General features: G+C 75.5%; 13 protein-coding genes. 11 read left to right on the forward strand and 2 right to left on the reverse strand.

Translation table 11 applies throughout. The features are described from left to right. Positions 1-126: 126 nt before the first annotated feature. Complete coding sequence (locus tag ACH4PU_RS23505) at positions 127-642, reverse strand: GNAT family N-acetyltransferase (protein ID WP_398275330.1); 516 nt, start codon at positions 640-642, stop codon at positions 127-129. Positions 643-813: 171 nt separating this feature from the next. Here ACH4PU_RS23505 and ACH4PU_RS23510 point away from each other — a divergent pair, with 171 nt between their 5' ends. Next, positions 814-1,260, forward strand: a complete 447-nt coding sequence (locus ACH4PU_RS23510) for an SRPBCC family protein (protein WP_185943525.1) — start codon at positions 814-816, stop codon at positions 1,258-1,260. Between the two features lie 187 nt (positions 1,261-1,447). Next, complete coding sequence (locus ACH4PU_RS23515; RefSeq protein ID WP_398275333.1) at positions 1,448-4,012, forward strand: MFS transporter; 2,565 nt, start codon at positions 1,448-1,450, stop codon at positions 4,010-4,012. 23 nt (positions 4,013-4,035) lie between these two features. Here the strand turns inward: ACH4PU_RS23515 and ACH4PU_RS23520 are convergent, their stop codons facing one another. Next, the gene (locus ACH4PU_RS23520; RefSeq protein ID WP_398275336.1) at positions 4,036-4,515 is read right to left on the reverse strand and encodes a DUF6314 family protein; all 480 of its coding nucleotides are present in this window, start codon (positions 4,513-4,515) and stop codon (positions 4,036-4,038) included. A 647-nt stretch (positions 4,516-5,162) separates the two neighbouring features. Here ACH4PU_RS23520 and ACH4PU_RS23525 point away from each other — a divergent pair. The 9 genes from ACH4PU_RS23525 (at position 5,163) to dhbC (ending at position 16,911) form a co-directional block, all read left to right on the forward strand. Beyond that, on the forward strand, positions 5,163-5,948 hold the full coding sequence (locus tag ACH4PU_RS23525; RefSeq protein WP_398275339.1) for a 2,3-dihydro-2,3-dihydroxybenzoate dehydrogenase: 786 nt from the start codon (positions 5,163-5,165) through the stop codon (positions 5,946-5,948). Positions 5,949-5,981: 33 nt separating this feature from the next. After that, complete coding sequence (locus ACH4PU_RS23530; protein WP_398275342.1) at positions 5,982-6,632, forward strand: isochorismatase family protein; 651 nt, start codon at positions 5,982-5,984, stop codon at positions 6,630-6,632. Positions 6,633-6,854: 222 nt separating this feature from the next. Beyond that, complete coding sequence (locus ACH4PU_RS23535; protein WP_398275345.1) at positions 6,855-7,754, forward strand: SAM-dependent methyltransferase; 900 nt, start codon at positions 6,855-6,857, stop codon at positions 7,752-7,754. 83 nt (positions 7,755-7,837) lie between these two features. Further along, positions 7,838-9,109 (forward strand): FAD-dependent monooxygenase, encoded by a 1,272-nt coding sequence (locus ACH4PU_RS23540; RefSeq protein ID WP_398275348.1) that lies wholly within the window; start codon positions 7,838-7,840, stop codon positions 9,107-9,109. 97 nt (positions 9,110-9,206) lie between these two features. After that, positions 9,207-10,193, forward strand: coding sequence for an aldo/keto reductase (locus ACH4PU_RS23545; RefSeq protein ID WP_398275351.1), 987 nt, complete (start codon positions 9,207-9,209; stop codon positions 10,191-10,193). Between the two features lie 582 nt (positions 10,194-10,775). Further along, positions 10,776-12,182, forward strand: coding sequence for a M20/M25/M40 family metallo-hydrolase (locus ACH4PU_RS23550; protein WP_398275354.1), 1,407 nt, complete (start codon positions 10,776-10,778; stop codon positions 12,180-12,182). A 5-nt stretch (positions 12,183-12,187) separates the two neighbouring features. Further along, the gene (locus ACH4PU_RS23555; RefSeq protein ID WP_398275357.1) at positions 12,188-14,188 is read left to right on the forward strand and encodes a prolyl oligopeptidase family serine peptidase; all 2,001 of its coding nucleotides are present in this window, start codon (positions 12,188-12,190) and stop codon (positions 14,186-14,188) included. Positions 14,189-14,491: 303 nt separating this feature from the next. Beyond that, positions 14,492-15,289, forward strand: coding sequence for a 2,3-dihydro-2,3-dihydroxybenzoate dehydrogenase (locus ACH4PU_RS23560; RefSeq protein WP_398275360.1), 798 nt, complete (start codon positions 14,492-14,494; stop codon positions 15,287-15,289). Between the two features lie 377 nt (positions 15,290-15,666). After that, positions 15,667-16,911, forward strand: coding sequence for an isochorismate synthase DhbC (dhbC, locus tag ACH4PU_RS23565; protein WP_398275800.1), 1,245 nt, complete (start codon positions 15,667-15,669; stop codon positions 16,909-16,911). Positions 16,912-16,926: the final 15 nt, after the last annotated feature.

A 16,926-nucleotide genomic window follows, 5' to 3' on the forward strand; every position in this document is an offset into this window, starting at 1 on the left:
AAGCGCCCTGCGGGCGCTGTCCTCAAGCGCCGGACGGGCTGATTCAGCCCGTCCGGCGCTTGAGGACAAGGGGGTCTGGGGCGCAGCCCCAGGAAACGGTGAAAGGGCGGGACCGGGGCACCCCCCCTACACCCCCCGCACATACCGCACCTCCACCACCGGCTCCCCCTCCACCACATCCACCCGCTCCGCCCCATCCGCCGCGAACCCCGCACGAGCGTAGAAGCGACGGGCGCGCGCGTTCTCGCGCAGCACCCACAGGCCCAGCCGGGCGTCCCCCCGCTCCCGCGCGCCCTCCAGCGCGCCGGCGCACAGCGCGCGCCCCACGCCGGTGCCGACGAGCGCGGGCCGCACGTAGAGGGCGTACAGCTCACCGGCGGGCGCCGGGACATCGTCGTCGCGGCAGGGGCCCAGGCAAGCCCAGCCCACGACGCCGTCGGCGGGGGACTCGGCGACCAGCTCCACCATCGGGTACTCGGCCGTTGCCCGGCGCGCCCGGTGCGCGGCGGCGTCCGCGGCCGGGTCCATGGCGTCGAGGTACGCGTCGGGGACGAGTCCCCGGTACGCCGTCCGCCAGCCGGTGATCCGGATCTCCGCCACGGCGTCCACGTCGTCGTCGGCCATCTTCCGTATGCGCACCATGCACGCACGTTAGCGGTCCCGGGGCGCCCGCAGACGGAAACGTCGGGATGTACGCGGAACGAGCGCCCCCCGATTTGGGCGGGTGTGGCGATGGTGATTGGCTTTGCCCGCACCCGCGGGACGCGCGGGCTGCTGCACATATCGTCATCCCGGAATCCCGGAGGGCAAGTCATGGGCCAGGTCGAGGCCACCACCGAGCGGATCATCGCGGCGGACCCGGAGGAGGTGTTCGACACGCTCGCCGACTACAGCGGCACCCGTGCCAAGCTGCTGCCCGAGCAGTACAGCGAGTACGAGGTCCGGGAGGGCGGCGACGGCGAGGGCACGCTGGTGCACTGGAAGCTCCAGGCCACCAGCAAGCGCGTCCGGGACTGCCTGCTGGAGGTCACCGAGCCGTCCGCCGGGCAGCTGGTGGAGAAGGACCGCAACTCCAGCATGGTGACCACCTGGACGGTCACCCCCGCCGGCGAGGGCCGCGCCAAGGTCGTCGTCAGCACCACCTGGACCGGCGCCACCGGCATCGGCGGCTTCTTCGAGCGGACCTTCGCGCCCAAGGGGCTGGCCCGGATCCACGACGCCGTCCTCGCCCGGCTCGCCGGTGAGGTGGAGAAGGGCTGAGCCCCTGGCGGCCTCTCACCTGTACGAGTGGTTTTCCCGGCCCCGCACCGGGCCGTCACAACGCCTCCGACCGGCGGAAAGCCGTCACGGCCGTACTCCCGGGTAAAACGTCGCGCTTGCTCCCCGTTGTCGCGTAATGCGAAAAAAGGGCGGCCGGACGACCAGGCGCGACGACGGGAGCACACACGTGGGCGGGTCCATCTCCGAGGCCATCGTGGTGACGAGCGGTCCACCCGCCCTGCCCGCGAGCGGCCCCGTCCCGGCCGGTGATCCCGACCGGGACCCCCGGCCGGGACGGGGGCGGGTCCGCGTCGTCTTCATCGCGCTGATGCTCACCCTGCTCCTCGCGGCGCTCGACCAGACGATCGTGGCCACCGCCCTCCCGCGGATCGTCGGCGACCTGCACGGCGTGGACCGGATGCCCTGGGCCGTCACCGCCTACCTGCTCACCTCCACGGTGGTGCTGCCGCTCTACGGCAAGGTCGGCGACCTCCTCGGCCGCAAGACCGTCTTCGTCTTCGCGATCGTCGTCTTCGTCCTCGGCTCCGGACTGGCCGGCTGGTCGCGGACCATGGACCAGTTCATCGCCTTCCGCGCGCTCCAGGGCGTCGGCGCCGGCGGGCTGCTGATCGGCGTGCAGGCGATCATCGCCGACATCGTCCCGCCCCGCGAGCGCGGCCGCTTCATGGGCGTCATCAGCGCCGCCTTCGGGCTCGCCTCCGTCGCCGGGCCGCTGCTGGGCGGGTTCTTCACCGACCACACCTCCTGGCGCTGGTGCTTCTACGTCAACGTCCCGTTCGGGCTGGTCACCCTCGCCGTCGTCCTCAAGGCCCTGGACCTGCCCCGGCCCACCGCCCGCGGCCGGTTCGACGTCCTCGGCGCGCTGCTGCTCAGCACCTCCGCCACCTGCCTGGTGCTGCTGACCAGTTGGGGCGGCACCGAGTACGCGTGGACCGACCGCGTCACCCTCGGCCTCGCCGCCGGCGCGCTCGGCACGGCCCTGCTGTTCCTCGTCGTCGAGCAGTACGCGGCCGAACCCATCATCCCGCCGCACCTGTTCCGCGACTCCGTCTTCCTCGTCACCGGGCTGATCGGCGCGGTGGTCGGCGTCGGCCTCTTCGGCGCCGCCAGCTACCTGCCGACCTTCCTGCAGATGGTCGACGGGGCCGGCGCCACCGAGTCCGGGCTGCTGATGCTGCCGATGATGGGCGGCGTCGTGGCCGCCTCCCTCGTCGCCGGCCAACTCGTCAGCCGCACCGGCCACTACAAGCTGCTGCCCGTCCTCGGCTGCGCCCTCGCCGCCGAAGGCATGTACCTGCTGTCGCACCTGGACGCCGGGACGGGCCGGCTGGTCTACAGCCTCTGGATGGCCGTCCTCGGCACCGGTATCGGCCTGGCCCTGCCCGTCCTGATCCTCGCCGTGCAGAACTCCGTCCACCCCGCCGACCTCGGGACCGCCACCAGCGCCAACAACTTCTTCCGGCAGATCGGCGGTTCGGTCGGCGCGGCCGTCTTCGGCACCCTCTTCGCGCACCGGCTGGCCCACCGCCTCGCCGGCGAACTGCCGCGGCGCGCCGGACTCCCGGACGCCGACTCCCTCACGCCCGGCCTGGTGCACGCCCTCCCGGCGGCGCTGCGGGACGGCTACATCCGGGCGTACGCGGACGCCATGCCGCGGATCTTCCTCTACCTGGTGCCGGTGTTCGTCCTCGGCTTCCTGCTCGCCTTCCTGCTGAAGGAGAAACCACTGGTGTCCCACAACGCCCCCGAAGCGCCCACCATCCCGCCCGCCCGCAACGAGCCGACGCCGCCGCCCGCACCGCTGATCACCGAGCCGGATCCGGCGCGTGAGGCGTACGGCCGTGGGGGCGCGTACGCGCGAGAGGGGGCGTACCTCCGTGAGGGGGCGTACGCGCGTGAGGGGATGCACGCCCCGGACGGCACGCCGTACGCCGCCGCGGTGCCCGTCACCGGCGCCGTGCAGCACCAGGACGGCACCACCGTCGCCCGCGCCGCGCTCACCCTCATCGACGCCCAGGGGCGGCAGATCGGGCGCGGCTCCAGCGGCGACGACGGCCGGTACGCGCTGAACACGCCCGGCGCGGGCTCGTACGTCCTCATCGCCGCGGCCGGGGGCCACCAGCCGCAGGCGGTCACCGTGACCGTCGGCGACCGGCCGGTCGAGCTCGACGTCGTCCTCGGCGGCGCCGGCCGGCTCGCGGGCACCGTCCGCGCCGCCGACGGCAGCCCGGTGTGCGAGGCGCTGGTGACGCTCACCAGCGTCCAGGGCGAGGTCGTCGCCTCCACCCGGACCGGGCACGAGGGCGGCTACGTCATCGGCGAACTCGTCGCCGGCGAGTACACCCTGGCCGCCAGCGCCCCCGCCTACCGCCCGGCCGCGCTCCCCGTCACCGTCCAGTCCGCCCGCGAGACCCGGCAGGACGTCGAGCTGGCGGGCGGCGCGGTGCTGCGCGGCACGGTCCGCGCCGGGGGCGGCCGGCCGGTCGAGGACGCCCGGGTCACCCTGCTCGACGCGGCCGGGAACGTCGTGGACTCCGCGATCACGGGCGCCGACGGCACGTTCCGCTTCGTCGACCTGTCCGCGGGGGAGTACACGGTGGTCGCGGCCGGGTACCCGCCGGTGGCGACGGTGCTGCAGGTCGCCGGGGGCGGCCGGACGGAACGGGATCTGCAGCTGGGCCACGCGGACCAGGGGATGACGGACATGTTCCGGGAGCGCCACGGGAGGTGAGACCCGGCGGCCTCAAGCCGGGTTCACGGGCTCTCGGCGCGCCGGTACACCGCGTGCTGGAGCTGGTCCTTGGCCGGTCCCGTGGTGCGCCAGGCGAGCCGCCACTCGTCGGCCGAGACGACGGTGAACGTCCCGTCGTAGCGGTCCCGGCCGCAGGGGTGGCGGGTGGTCCAGTGCCCGGTCCGCAGGTCCAGGGGGTGGAAGGGACGGCCGTCGGCGAAGCGGACGTCGGCCGTGCCGTCCGGCCGGCCGTACAGCAGGAGCGTCCGGCCCGCCCGCCCGGTGGTGCCGTTCCAGGTGAGCCCGCCGTCCTCGACGTGCAGCAGGTGCGTCGCGCCGGCGGCCGGACGGAACACGGCCGTGCCGGTGAAGGTGCCCTCCTGGCCGGTGGCCAGGTCGCGGAGGACGCGGTGGACCGTCCACCGCCCGGTGAGGTGCGCGACGGCGTCGGGGACGGGGTGGGGGCTGCCCGGGGTCGTCGAGGCGGGGGCGGTGGAGCTCATGGGAGGCATTATCGCGTGGGGGCCAGGCGCTCCCTCCCCGTGCGCCGGCCCACCGTGAGCCCGTCACCAGCGCGAACTCGCCCCGCCCGTGCCCCGTCTCGATCGCGCGGTGCGCGTCCGCGACGCGTTCCCGGGGGAGCGGTCCGCCACGTGGTGTGTTCCCCGTCCCCCGGGGCCGCCGCGCCGCCGTACCGAACCGCTTTCCCGCCGTTCCGCCGAGTGCGGTGAGCGGCACCGCCGCGAGGGCTGCCCGCGCGGCGAGGGGCGGGGCGCCCCGCCGCGTGCCCGGGCCGCGCGGTCCGCGACCCGGTCCGTCCCTCCGCACCGCCACCCGGACCACGCCCCCGCACCGAAACCCCCGTCCGCACCGAGGGATTGCGCCGGGACGACGAGATCGGCAGCCTGGGAACCGGCAAGCGGGGCGGCCTCGTCACCCGTCCCGCCGACGACCGGCGCCGCCTCTCCCCGGCCCGAGCCCGCCGGGTGGCAGCCCTGACGCCCGCGGGGGCGGCGGCCGCCGGTCAGCGTCCTCCGACGTGCAACGGCTCCACGGTGAACCGCCCCGAAGCGCCCGGCTCCCGCTCCGCCCGGAGCCCGGGAACCGCCCCGGACGTCGTCCGGGACCGCCGACGAAGGAGACCCCACACATGACGGTGTTCGGACTGCACGGCACGGCGCTCGTCACCGGCGCCGCGGGCGGCATAGGCGAGGCCGTGGCCCGCGCCCTGGCCGCCGAGGGCGTGGCCGTGGCCCTGCTCGACCGGGACGAGGGCGCGCTGGCGGCCCTGGCAGCCGACCTGACCGGCGCCGGCCGGCGAGTCCTCGCCCTGCCCGCCGACGTCACCTCCGCCGCCGGGGTCGAGGCGGCCGTCGACACGGCGGAACGCGAACTCGGGCCGCTCACCCACCTCGTCAACGGCGCCGGCATCCTCCGCTCCGGCAGCGTCCGCGAGCTCACCGAGGCCGACTGGAACGCCGTCCTCGACGTCAACGCCACCGGCGTCTTCCACGTCAGCCGGGCCGTCGCCGACCGGATGGCCCGCCGCCGCTCCGGCGCCATCGTCACCATCGCCTCCAACGCCGGCCGCACCCCGCGCGTGAACCTCGCCGCCTACGCCGCGTCCAAGGCCGCCGCGAGCATGTTCACCGCCTGCCTCGGCCTGGAGCTCGCCGCCTGCGGCGTCCGGTGCAACGTGGTCGGCCCCGGCTCGACGGACACCGCCATGCTCACGGCCCTCTGGGACGACGCGGACGCCGCCCGCGCGCACTCGGTCGACGGCGTGGCGGAGGAATACCGCCTCGGCATCCCGCTCCGGAAGGTCGCCCGCCCCGAGGACATCGCCGACGCGGTCCTGTTCCTGCTCTCCGACCGCGCCGCGCACATCACGATGCACCACCTCACCGTCGACGGCGGAGCCACCCTCGGCGCCTGACGCCGCCGCCACTCCCTCATGGAAAGGACGCCCATGGCCATCCCGCCGATAGCCCCGTACCCCATGCCGGCCACCGACTCCCTCCCGGAGAACACCGCGGGCTGGGCCGTCGACCCCCGGCGCGCGGTGCTGCTCGTCCACGACATGCAGCACTACTTCCTGCGCCCGTTCCCCGCCGGGCAGTCCCCGGCCGCCGAGCTCGTCGCCAACGCCGCGGCGCTGCGCGGGGCGTGGGCCCGCGCCGGCGCGCCCGTCGTCTACACGGCGCAGCCCGGCGGGATGACCGACGAGCAGCGCGGCCTGCTGAAGGACATCTGGGGTGCCGGGATGCCGGCGGGGGAGGAGCACCGGGCGGTCGTCCCCGAGGTGGCGCCCGGGGAGGGGGACGTGGTGCTGACCAAGTGGCGGCCGTCCGCGTTCTGCCGCACCGGACTGCTCGACCTGATGCGCCGTCAGCGGCGCGACCAGCTGGTCATCTGCGGCGTCTACGCGCACGTCGGCATCCTGATGTCCGCCCACGAGGCGTTCTCGCACGACATCGAGACCTTCGTGGTCGCCGACGCCGTCGCCGACTTCACGGCCGGGTACCACCGCATGGCCCTGGAGTACGCGGCGACGCGCTGCGCCGTCGTCCTCCCCACCGCCGCCGCGCTGGCCGCCGTCGCCCCGGAGCGGGCCGCGTGACCGCGCGCGGGCCGGCTTCGCCGTTCCGTGGCGGAGGGGGCGGGGGTGAGCGAATCCCTGGCCTCACCCGCACCACAATCAACGTGAGCAACACCCGCCACACGGTCCTCTTATCCGCTTGTCCGCGTAGGTGGTAATACGGGAGGGCTGTACCGAACGGGGGTGAGTCATCGGGCGCCCCGCGCGCCCGTACCAGCGACCGACGAACGGAGCCCCACCGCGATGCACGACTCGACCGCCGACCGCCCCGACGCGCCCGCCGATCGCCTCGACCCCGTCGCCGCCACCCCCGCGGAGGACCTCGACCCCGTCGCCAACACCGCCCGGATGACGGCCGCCCTGCGCGCCCGCGAGTCCGAGCGGCCGGACCGGCTCTTCGACGACCCGTTCGCCGCCGTCCTCGCCGGCGACACGGGACGGAGACTGGCCGACCGGGCCGGCGTGGTGGAGGCCATACCCGTCCGCACCCGCTACTTCGACGACCACCTCCTGACGGTCACGGGCGGCGCCGCCTCCGGAACACCCGACGCACCCGACGTGCCCGAGGCCCCCGACGCGCCCCGCCAACTCGTCCTGCTCGCCGCGGGCATGGACAGCCGCGCCTACCGCCTCCCGCTCCCCACCACCGTCCTCTATGAGGTCGACCGCCCGGACCTGCTGCGGCTGAAGGAGTCGCTGCTCGGCGACGCCGCGCCGCGCTGCGCCCGCCGGGTGCCGGTCGGCGCCGACCTCGCCGCCGACTGGGCCGGGCCCCTCACGGCGGCCGGGTTCCGCCCCGACAAGCCCGCCTGCTGGCTGGTCGAGGGCCTTACCCAGTACCTGGAGGAGGGGGACGTCCTCCGCCTCCTCGACCGCATCACCGAACTCTCCGCCCCCGGCAGCCACCTCCTCACCGACTTCGTCGCGGGCTCCCTGTTCCACGACCCGGCCGTCCGCCCGATGCTGCGCCTCCTCGAACGCTCGGGCGCCGGGTGGCGGTACGGCACCGACGAGCCCGATCCGCTGTTCACCGAGCGGGGCTGGCGGCCGGAGACGGTGACCTACGCGGCGGTGGGCCAGGCCCTCGGGCGGTGGCCGGAGGCGGGGCCGCGCGGCGGCGAACTCGTCCACGCCGTGCGCTGAACCGCGGCGCGGCGACACCGGGGGCCGCCCGCTGTCGCGCGCGCGAGCGGGCGGCCCTCCACACCCTGCCCCGACGAGGAGACATGACCACACCGCACCCCGCCCAGTGCCTGTCGGCCGACGTCGTGATAGCCGGCGCCGGCATCGGCGGCCTCACCACCGCCCTCAGCCTGCACGCCGTCGGCATCCGGCCGCTCGTCCTGGAGTCCTCGCGCCACATCTCCCCGCTCGGCGTGGGCATCAACCTGCAGCCCGCCGCCGTCCGGGAACTGCATGAACTCGGCCTGGCCGACGAACTGGCCGCCCTCGGCGTCCCCGCCGTCGCCCACGTCTTCGCCGACCGGCACGGCACCGTCCGCTACCGCGACCCGCGCGGCACGGCCGCCGGCTACCGCTGGCCGCAGTACTCCGTGCACCGCGGCGACTTACAGATGATGCTGCTGAGAACGGTGAGAGAGCGGATCGGCCCGGAGGCCGTCCGGACCGGCGTCCGCGTCGAGGACTTCACCCAGACCCCCGACGCCGTCCACGTCCACGCCCTCGACCGGACCACCGACCGGCACGAGCGCCACGCCGCCCGGGTCCTCGTCGCCGCCGACGGCATCCACTCCCGGCTCCGCGCCCGCCTCCACCCCGCCCAGGGCCCGCTCCGGTGGAGCGGCGTCACCATGTGGCGGGGCGTCACCGAGACCGACGCCTTCCCGCCGGGCAACGCGCTGCTCCTCGCGTCCGACGAGCGGAACACCCAGTTCGTCGCGTACCAGATCTCGCCCGCGGCCCTCGCACGCGGCCGGACGCTCCTCAACTGGGTCTGCGCGGTGCCGACGGGCGCCCCCGGCCCGCTCGCCGGCGACGCGCACCGGAACCGCCCCGGCCGCCTGGCGGACGTCCTCCCGTACTACGCGGACTGGCGGTTCGACTGGACGGACCTGCCCGCGCTCCTCGCCGGCGCCGAGCGGATCCTCGAGTACCCCATGGTCGACCGCGACCCCCTCCCGGCCTGGGGCGAGGGCCGCGTCACCCTCCTCGGCGACGCCGCCCACCCCGCGTACCCCTCCGGCGCCAACGGCGGCTCCCAGGCGGTGCTCGACGCCCGCGTCCTGGCCCACCGCCTCGCCACCGAGCCCGACCCCGTCCGGGCCCTGGCGGCGTACGAGGACGAGCGGAAGGCCCCCACCGCGGCCGTCGTCCTCGCCAACCGCGAGATGGACCGCGTCGCCCGGGCCCGCGCGGCCGCCGGAGGCCCGGACGCGCGGCGCGACCTGGAACGCGCCGCGACGGCCCACCGGAGGGCGGCCGGCGAGGCCGCCGCCCTCAACTCCCGCTCCTCCTACACCCCGCCGTCCGGGACCTGACCCCTGCACGCGTCTTCAATTCCACCGGCCCGGGCCGCAGGATGCCTCTGTGAGCTGAGCGGCAAGGACCGATCGTCCGCGAGGAACGGGAGACGACGTGCGCTACGTACAACTGGGTGGCTCGGACCTGAAGGTGTCCCGGATATGCCTGGGCATGATGAGCTACGGCGGCGGCCCCACCGCGCAGAAGTGGTTCCTGGACGAGGAGGCCGCCGAACCCGTCGTCCGGCGCGCGGTCGAGGCGGGCGTCACGTTCTTCGACACGGCCGACATGTACTCGGCCGGCCTCAGCGAGGAGATCACGGGACGCCTGCTCTCCCGCCTCTTCCCGCGCCGTGAGGACTACGTCCTCGCCACCAAGGTCTACTTCCCCATGGGCCCGGGCCCCGACGACCGCGGCCTGTCCCGCAAACACATCACCAAGGCCATCGACGCCTCCCTCCGCAGGCTCGGCACCGACCACGTCGACCTGTACCAGATCCACCGCTGGGACTACGACACGCCCATCGAGGAGACTTTGGAGGCGCTCCACGAACTCGTCGTCGCCGGCAAGGTCCGCGCCCTGGGCGCCTCCAGCATGTGGGCCTGGCAGTTCGCCAAGGCTCAGCACCTGGCCCGGGCCAACGGCTGGACCCCCTTCGTCTCCATGCAGAACTACTACAACCTCCTCTACCGCGAGGAGGAACGCGAAATGCTCCCCCTCTGCCGCGACGAGAACGTCAGCTGCGTCCCCTGGAGCCCCCTGGCCCGCGGCATGCTCACCGGCACCCGCGACCGCGACGGCACCCACCGCACCCTCCGCTCCGGCAACGACGAACTCGCCCGCCGCCTCTACGAGGAAGCGGACTTCGACGTCGTGGACGCCCTCCGCGCGGTAGCCACCGCCCGCGACCTCCCCCCGGCCCGCGTAGCCCTCGCCTGGCTCCTCTCCAAGCCCCCCGTCGCGGCCCCGATCATCGGCGCCACCCGCGCCTCCCACGTGGACGACGCGGTGGCCGCCGTGGACCTGGTCCTGACGGACGACGAGACCGCCCGACTGGAGGCGCCTTACCGGCCGCACCGGGTGCTGGGGTTGAGGCGGTGACCGGGTGAGGGCGCGGGCGTCGTGAACGTGCCCACCCGGTAAGCGGGTTGGACCAGAGGCGCGCAGAGTGTGGCCGCGGGGCGCGGGGCAGTGAGTTCCGTCCGCCCTGCCGTCAACGAGCCGTACGGGGAGGGCGCTTCACGGTAACGGCGAGATGGCGGGGCCTGTGCGGACGCGTTACCTCTGAGGTAGAACGGGAAGGTGGCGAAGATCCTTTACCGCTGCGGGCGGCGCGGCGGGCGCGAACGCCGTCGGCGGAGGCCGGCTGAGCCCCCACGGGCCCCTGCGGGGGCGCATCGGCGCGTGGGCGCGGCGTACGGGTGGACGGCGCGCGGTGGTTCGACGGGTCGCCCGGGTTCGTCGGTGGAGGCGCTTACGGTGGGCTGGTGGTGCAGGTGACGGGTGACGGCCGGGGGAGTGGGTGTGCCGTGCGCGCCGAGGGGGTCGGGCGGTGCGCGGGTGCGCACCGTCGCCGCTCGGTGGACCGTACGGGCTTCGCGCCGCCCGGCCTCACGCGCCGCACCACGCCGACCATGTCCGAGGCGATCCGTCCCGTCGTGGCGGGGGCGGTGGAGGAAGCGTATGGCTAGTGGCACGGCAGCAGGGGTGGACGGCGACGGGGGACGGGTGGACGCGCGGGCGCTCGACGAAGTCGTCCGGTTCACCTCCGATCTGATCCGGATCGACACCACCAACCGCGGTGGCGGCGACTGCCGGGAGCGGCCCGCCGCCGAGTACGTGGCGGAGCGGCTCGCCGAGGTGGGGATCGAGCCGTTCCTGCTGGAGCGGAAGCCCGGGCGGACGAATGTGGTGGCCCGGGTCCCGGGCCGGGACCCCGTCGCGGGGGCGCTGCTCGTCCACGGGCACCTGGACGTCGTCCCGGCCGAGCCGGCGGACTGGGCCGTGCACCCCTTCTCGGGCGAGGTGCGGGACGGCGTCGTCTGGGGGCGCGGCGCGCTCGACATGAAGAACACGGACGCCATGGTGCTGGCCGTGGTCCGCGCCTGGGCGCGGGCGGGTGTCCTGCCGCCGCGCGACATCGTGCTGGCGTTCACCGCGGACGAGGAGGACAAGGGGGAGGCGGGTGCCGGCTTTCTCGCGGACGAGCACGCCGCGCTGTTCGAGGGCTGCACCGAGGCGATCGGCGAGTCGGGCGCGTACACCGTGCACGGGGCCGGCGGGCTGCGGCTGTATCCGGTGGCGGCGGGAGAGCGCGGCTCGGCGTGGGTGGAGCTGAGGGCCCGGGGCACGGCCGGGCACGGTTCCAAGGTGAACCGGGAGAACGCGGTGGCCCGGCTGGCCGCCGCCGTCACCCGGATCGCCGAGCACGAGTGGCCGGTCCGGCTGACCCCGGTCGTCCGCGCCGCGCTGCGCGAACTGGCCGCCGCCCACGGCATCGACGTGGACCGCGACGGGCCGCGCCCGGAGGAGGTCGAGGAGCTGCTGGGCAAGCTGGGGCCCGCCGCCAAGCTGGTGGCGGCGACCGTCCGGAACAGCGCCAACCCCACCATGCTCAGCGCCGGTTACAAGATCAACGTGATTCCGGGGACGGCCACCGCGTTCGTCGACGGCCGGACCGTGCCGGGCGGGGACGAGGAGTTCGCCGCCACCCTGGACCGGCTCACCGGCCCGGACGTGGACTGGACGTTCTTCCACCGCGAGCGGGCCCTGCAAGCGCCGGTGGACGCGCCGGTGTTCGCCCGGATGCGGGCCGCGCTGGAGCACTTCGACCCCGAGGCGCACGTGGTGCCGTTCTGCATGTCCGGCGGCACGGACGCCAAGCAGTTCTCCCGGCTGGGCGTCGCGGGGTACGGATTCTCGCCGCTGCGGCTGCCGCCGGGCTTCGACTACCAGGGGCTGTTCCACGGCGTCGACGAGCGGGTGCCCGTGGACGCCCTGCACTTCGGTGTGCGCGTCCTGGACCGCTTTGTGATGCACGACGCGTCGGGTCCCTGCTCGTCCCACCACCCCCTGCCCGAGGAGGCGTAGCGATCATGGTGCCCAAGTCCCCGGCGCCCTGCGGAACCTGGCCGTCCCCCGTGGACGCCGCCCTGGTGGCGGAGCACGGCGGCCGTCCCGACTTCGCGGGCTGGGTCGGCGACGACGTCTGGTGGGTCGCGGGCCGGCCGACGGAGGGGGGCCGCCGGGCGCTGGTCCGGCGGCGTCCCGACGGCGGCGAGGCTGTAGCGCTGCCCGCGCCGTGGGACGTCCGCACCCGGGTGCACGAGTACGGCGGCCGCGCCTGGGCCGGGACGGCCCGGGCCGGCGGCGGACCGCTGCTGGTCTTCGCGCACGGCCCGGACCAGCGGCTGTACGCGTGGGAGCCGGACGGGCCCGACCCGTCGCCCCGGCCGCTGACCCCGACGTCCGCCGTCGGCGGCGGGCTGCGCTGGGCGGACCCGGTGCTCCGCCCCGAGCGGGGCGAAGTCTGGTGCGTCCTGGAGGAGTTCACGGGGGCGGGCTCGGGCGACGTGCGGCGGCTGCTTGCCGCCGTCCCGCTCGACGGCCGCGCGGCCGGGGACCGGTCGGCGGTCCGCGAGCTGACGGACGACCGCCACCGCTTCGTGACCGGCCCGCGCCTCTCGCCGGACGGCCGCCGGGTCGCCTGGCTGGCCTGGGACCACCCCCGCATGCCCTGGGACGGCACCGAGCTGCGGATCGCACGCGTCGACGGCGGAGCGGGCGGCGACCGGCTCTCGGACGTGCGGACCGTCCTCGGCGGCCCGCGGGAAGCCGTCGCCCAGGTGGAGTGGGCGCCCGACGGCACCCTGCTCGCCGTCACCGACCGTACGGGCTGGTGGAACCTGCACCGCGTCGATCCGGAGACCGGCCGGGCCGTCAACCTGTGTCCCGCGGCACAAGAGTTCGCGGGTCCGCTGTGGCAGCTGGGGCAGCGCTGGTTCGTCCCGCTGGCCGGCGGCCCGGTCGCCGTGCTGCACGGCGCCGGCGCCCAGGTGCTCGGCGTCCTCGACCCGGAGACCGGGGCCGTCGCCGACGTCGCCGGGCCGTGGACGGAGTGGGTGCCCGCGCTGGGCGCGCACGGCACCCGCGTGGTCGGCATCGCCGCCGGGCCCGCCGCCGGCTACGAGGTCGTCGAGCTGGACGGGCGGACGGGCCGGGCCCGGGTGGTCGGCGCCGCGCACCGGGACGTCGTCGACCCGGCGTATCTCCCGCGCCCGGAGGTCCGTACCTTCACCGGGCCCGACGGCCGCGAGGTGCACGCCCGGATCCACCGGCCGCGCCACCCCGAACGGACCGTCCCGGACGGCGAACTGCCCCCGTTCGTCGTCCGCGCGCACGGCGGACCGACCGGCCGGACGCCGCTCGCCCTCGACCTGGGCATCGCCTACTTCACGTCGCGCGGCATCGGCGTCGCCGTCGTCGACTACGGCGGTTCGACGGGCTACGGCCGCGCCTACCGCGAACGGCTGCGGGAGCGCTGGGGTGTCGTCGACGTGGAGGACTGCGCGACGGTCGCCGGGGCGCTGGTCGCCGAGGGGGCCGCCGACCCGGCCCGGCTCGCGGTCCAGGGCGGCAGCGCGGGCGGCTGGACGGCCGCCCACTCCCTCGCCGGCACGGACCTGTACGCGTGCGGCACGATGCTCTTCCCGTTCCTGGACCTCACGACGGAGGCCGACGGCGGCACCCACGACTTCGAGTCCCACTACACGGAGAGCCTGATCGGCCCGCGCGACCGAGTGCCCGAGCGCTACCGCGAACGGTCGCCGCTGCGCCGGGCGGACCGCATCAAGGTGCCCTTCCTCCTCCTCCACGGCCTGGACGACCCGGTCTGCCCGCCCGGGCAGAGCGAGGCCCTGGCCCGGGCGGCGCGCGGACGCGGGGTGCCGCACGCGTTCCTCGCCTTCGAGGGGGAGGGGCACGGCTTCCGCCGGAAGGAGACGCTGGTACGGGCCCTGGAGGCGGAACTCTCGCTCTACGCCCAGACGTTCGGGTTCAGTGCGCCGGGGGTGCCGGAGGTGGAGCTGGATCGGTGACGGCGGGCGGGGGCCGGCCGGGGCCGGGGCGGGACTTGATCGACGTCCGGCGGGGGCCCAGTCGGGACTCGGTCGAGGCTCAGCCGTGGTCGGGTCGGGGCGGAGGTCGCCTCGGTCCGTCGCGCGGAGTTCATCCGGGCGTACACCCGGACGTTTACCCGGACGCTCATCCTGACGTTCACCCGGACCCGGGGCCGTTCCGCGTCCGCCTCGGGAATCGAAGGGGAGGGACGGACGCGCGGTAGCGGTGATTCCCCCAGGCCAGCGGCTCATGTAAGGTAAGGCTTACCTTATTCGAACTGGATGGTGGGGGAACCCGTCGTGGAGCACACTGAACTCTCCGGCCGCGTCGCGCTGGTCACCGGCGCCGGACAGGGCATAGGCGAGGCCGTGGTCCGGGCCCTCGTCGCCCGGGGAGCCCGGGTCGCGGCCCTCGACGCGGTGCCCGACGGCATCGGGAAACTGGCGGCGGAGTACGGGCCGGAGCGGGTCACCGCCCACACCGCCGACGTGTCGGACGCCGCCGCCGTCGAGGCCGTCGTCGAGGAGGTCGAGACGTCCGTCGGCCCGCTCGGCATCCTCGTCAACGTGGCCGGGGTCCTTTACCCTTCCCCCGTCGTCGCGCTCACCGACGAGGCCTGGGACCGTACGTTCGCCGTCAACACCACCGGCGTCTTCGTCGCCTCCCGCGCCGCCGCCCGCCGGATGGCCGCGCGCGGCACCGGCTGCGTCGTGACGGTCGGCTCCAACGCGGCGGGCGTCCCCCGGACCGGCATGGCCGCCTACGCCGCCTCCAAGGCGGCGGCGACCATGTTCACCAAATGCCTGGGCCTCGAACTCGGCCGCAGCGGCGTGCGCTGCAACGTCGTGTCCCCCGGCTCCACCGACACCGCCATGCAACGGGCGCTGTGGACGGACGACGAGGCGCCCGCCCGCGTCGTCGACGGCGACCCCGGCACGTACCGCGTCGGCATCCCCCTCGGCCGGATCGCCGAACCCTCGGACATCGCCGACGCCGTCGTCTTCCTCGTCTCGGACCGCGCCCGGCACATCACCATGCACGACCTGTACGTGGACGGCGGCGCGACGCTGCGCGCCTGACGGAACGTCTCCGTCGGCGGCGGGGAGAGGGGCGACGGGCCATCCGCCGGCGCGGCCGTCGGCCGCGCCGCCACCGTCTGCCGCCGCCCCGCCTCCGCCCCAGTCGCCGTCCCCGCCGCCGTCCCGTGGAGCGGTCATTCCCCTGCCCCGCCGCTTCCCTTCCGGCGCTCAGGCCCTCCCGGCGCTCCCGGCCCTCTCCGCCTTTCCGGCCCCTCCCGTCCGCCCTTGCCGTCCGCCCCTCCAGGCCGGCCCCACACCCCACCCCACGCCCGGCGTCCACCCCCGCCGGAGGAACGGAGCAGTAGGTGACCACGGTTCAGCACGTCACCGCCCCGCCGCCGAACGAGCCCGCCGGCCGGAACGGCGTCACCGGCGCGATATCCGCGTCACCGGCGACGCCGGTGTCGTCCTCGCCGTCCCCGGAGGGCCCGCACGACACCGCGGACCGGCGAGACGGCCTCGAAGCCGTCGGCGCCGCGACCGAACTCCTCCACGCCTACGACCCCCACGACACCCGCTTCTTCGCCTCGCCCACCCGCACCCTCCTCGCCCACGGCGTGCGCGCCGAAGTCCCGCACGGCGACGCCCCGTTGGCCCGGCGCGTCGCCGCGACCCTGGAGGCGCAGCGGCGCGCGGGCCGCCCCGCGCCCCTCGTCATCGGGGCCGTGCCCTTCGACCGGAGCGCGCCGGCCGCCCTCGCCGTCCCGGAGACCGTCCGCACCGCTCCGTCGCCGGCCGCCGACCCGCTCATGGCGCTCCCCGCCGTGCCCCCGCCCGCCGCCGAGTGGGACGTCCGCCCGGAGCCCGCGCCCGCCGGCTACGCGGCGGCCGTCGCCGAGGCGGTGCGCCGGATGAAGGACGGGGAGTTCGGCAAGGTCGTCCTCTCCCGCACCCTCCGCCTCACCTCCTCCCGCGACCTCGACCTCCCCGCGCTGCTCGACCGCCTCGCCCGCCGCGACCCCACGGGCTACACCTTCGCTGTCCCCTCCGGACCCGGCCGGACGCTGCTCGGCGCCAGCCCCGAACTGCTCGTCTCCAAGCGGGGCGGACGGATCGTCACCAACCCCCTCGCCGGTTCGACGCCGCGCAGCGCCGACCTGGCCGAGGACGTCCGCCGGGCGGCGGCCCTGCTGGAGTCCGAGAAGGACCTGCACGAGCACGCCATGGTCGTCGACGCGATCCGCGACGCGCTCGCCCCGTACTGCCGCTCCCTCGACGTCCCCGACCGCCCCACCCTCGTGCGCACGGCCGCCATGTGGCACCTCTCCACCACCATCCAGGCCGAGCCGGCCGACCCGGCCGTCTCCGCGCTGGAACTGGCCTGCGCCCTCCACCCCACCCCCGCCGTCTGCGGCACCCCGACCGACACCGCCCGCCGCGTCATCGGGGAACTCGAACCGTTCGACCGCGGCGCGTACACCGGAATGGTCGGCTGGGGCGACGCCGACGGCGACGGCGAATGGGTCGTCACGATCCGCTGCGCCGAGGCCGAACCGGCCGCCCGGCGGCTGCGGCTGTACGCCGGGGCGGGCGTGGTCGAGCAGTCCGACCCCCAGGCGGAGACCGCCGAGACGGGCGCCAAGTTCCGTACGTTCTTGCAGGCAGTGGGAGTTGACCAGTGACGGACATCCATGACG

Origin of the sequence: Streptomyces sp. NPDC021100 (assembly GCF_044333095.1) — a bacterium.
Lineage (GTDB): Bacteria > Actinomycetota > Actinomycetes > Streptomycetales > Streptomycetaceae > Streptomyces.

What these genes read in the sequence shown, in the direction of transcription:
- ACH4PU_RS23505 (WP_398275330.1), bottom strand. Translation starts at nt 642, where the DNA reads ATGGTGCGCATACGGAAGATGGCCGACGACGACGTGGACGCCGTGGCG.
- ACH4PU_RS23510 (WP_185943525.1), top strand. Translation starts at nt 814, where the DNA reads ATGGGCCAGGTCGAGGCCACCACCGAGCGGATCATCGCGGCGGACCCG.
- ACH4PU_RS23520 (WP_398275336.1), bottom strand. Translation starts at nt 4,515, where the DNA reads ATGAGCTCCACCGCCCCCGCCTCGACGACCCCGGGCAGCCCCCACCCC.
- ACH4PU_RS23525 (WP_398275339.1), top strand. Translation starts at nt 5,163, where the DNA reads ATGACGGTGTTCGGACTGCACGGCACGGCGCTCGTCACCGGCGCCGCG.
- ACH4PU_RS23530 (WP_398275342.1), top strand. Translation starts at nt 5,982, where the DNA reads ATGGCCATCCCGCCGATAGCCCCGTACCCCATGCCGGCCACCGACTCC.
- ACH4PU_RS23535 (WP_398275345.1), top strand. Translation starts at nt 6,855, where the DNA reads ATGCACGACTCGACCGCCGACCGCCCCGACGCGCCCGCCGATCGCCTC.
- ACH4PU_RS23540 (WP_398275348.1), top strand. Translation starts at nt 7,838, where the DNA reads ATGACCACACCGCACCCCGCCCAGTGCCTGTCGGCCGACGTCGTGATA.
- ACH4PU_RS23550 (WP_398275354.1), top strand. Translation starts at nt 10,776, where the DNA reads ATGGCTAGTGGCACGGCAGCAGGGGTGGACGGCGACGGGGGACGGGTG.
- ACH4PU_RS23555 (WP_398275357.1), top strand. Translation starts at nt 12,188, where the DNA reads ATGGTGCCCAAGTCCCCGGCGCCCTGCGGAACCTGGCCGTCCCCCGTG.
- ACH4PU_RS23560 (WP_398275360.1), top strand. Translation starts at nt 14,492, where the DNA reads ATGGTGGGGGAACCCGTCGTGGAGCACACTGAACTCTCCGGCCGCGTC.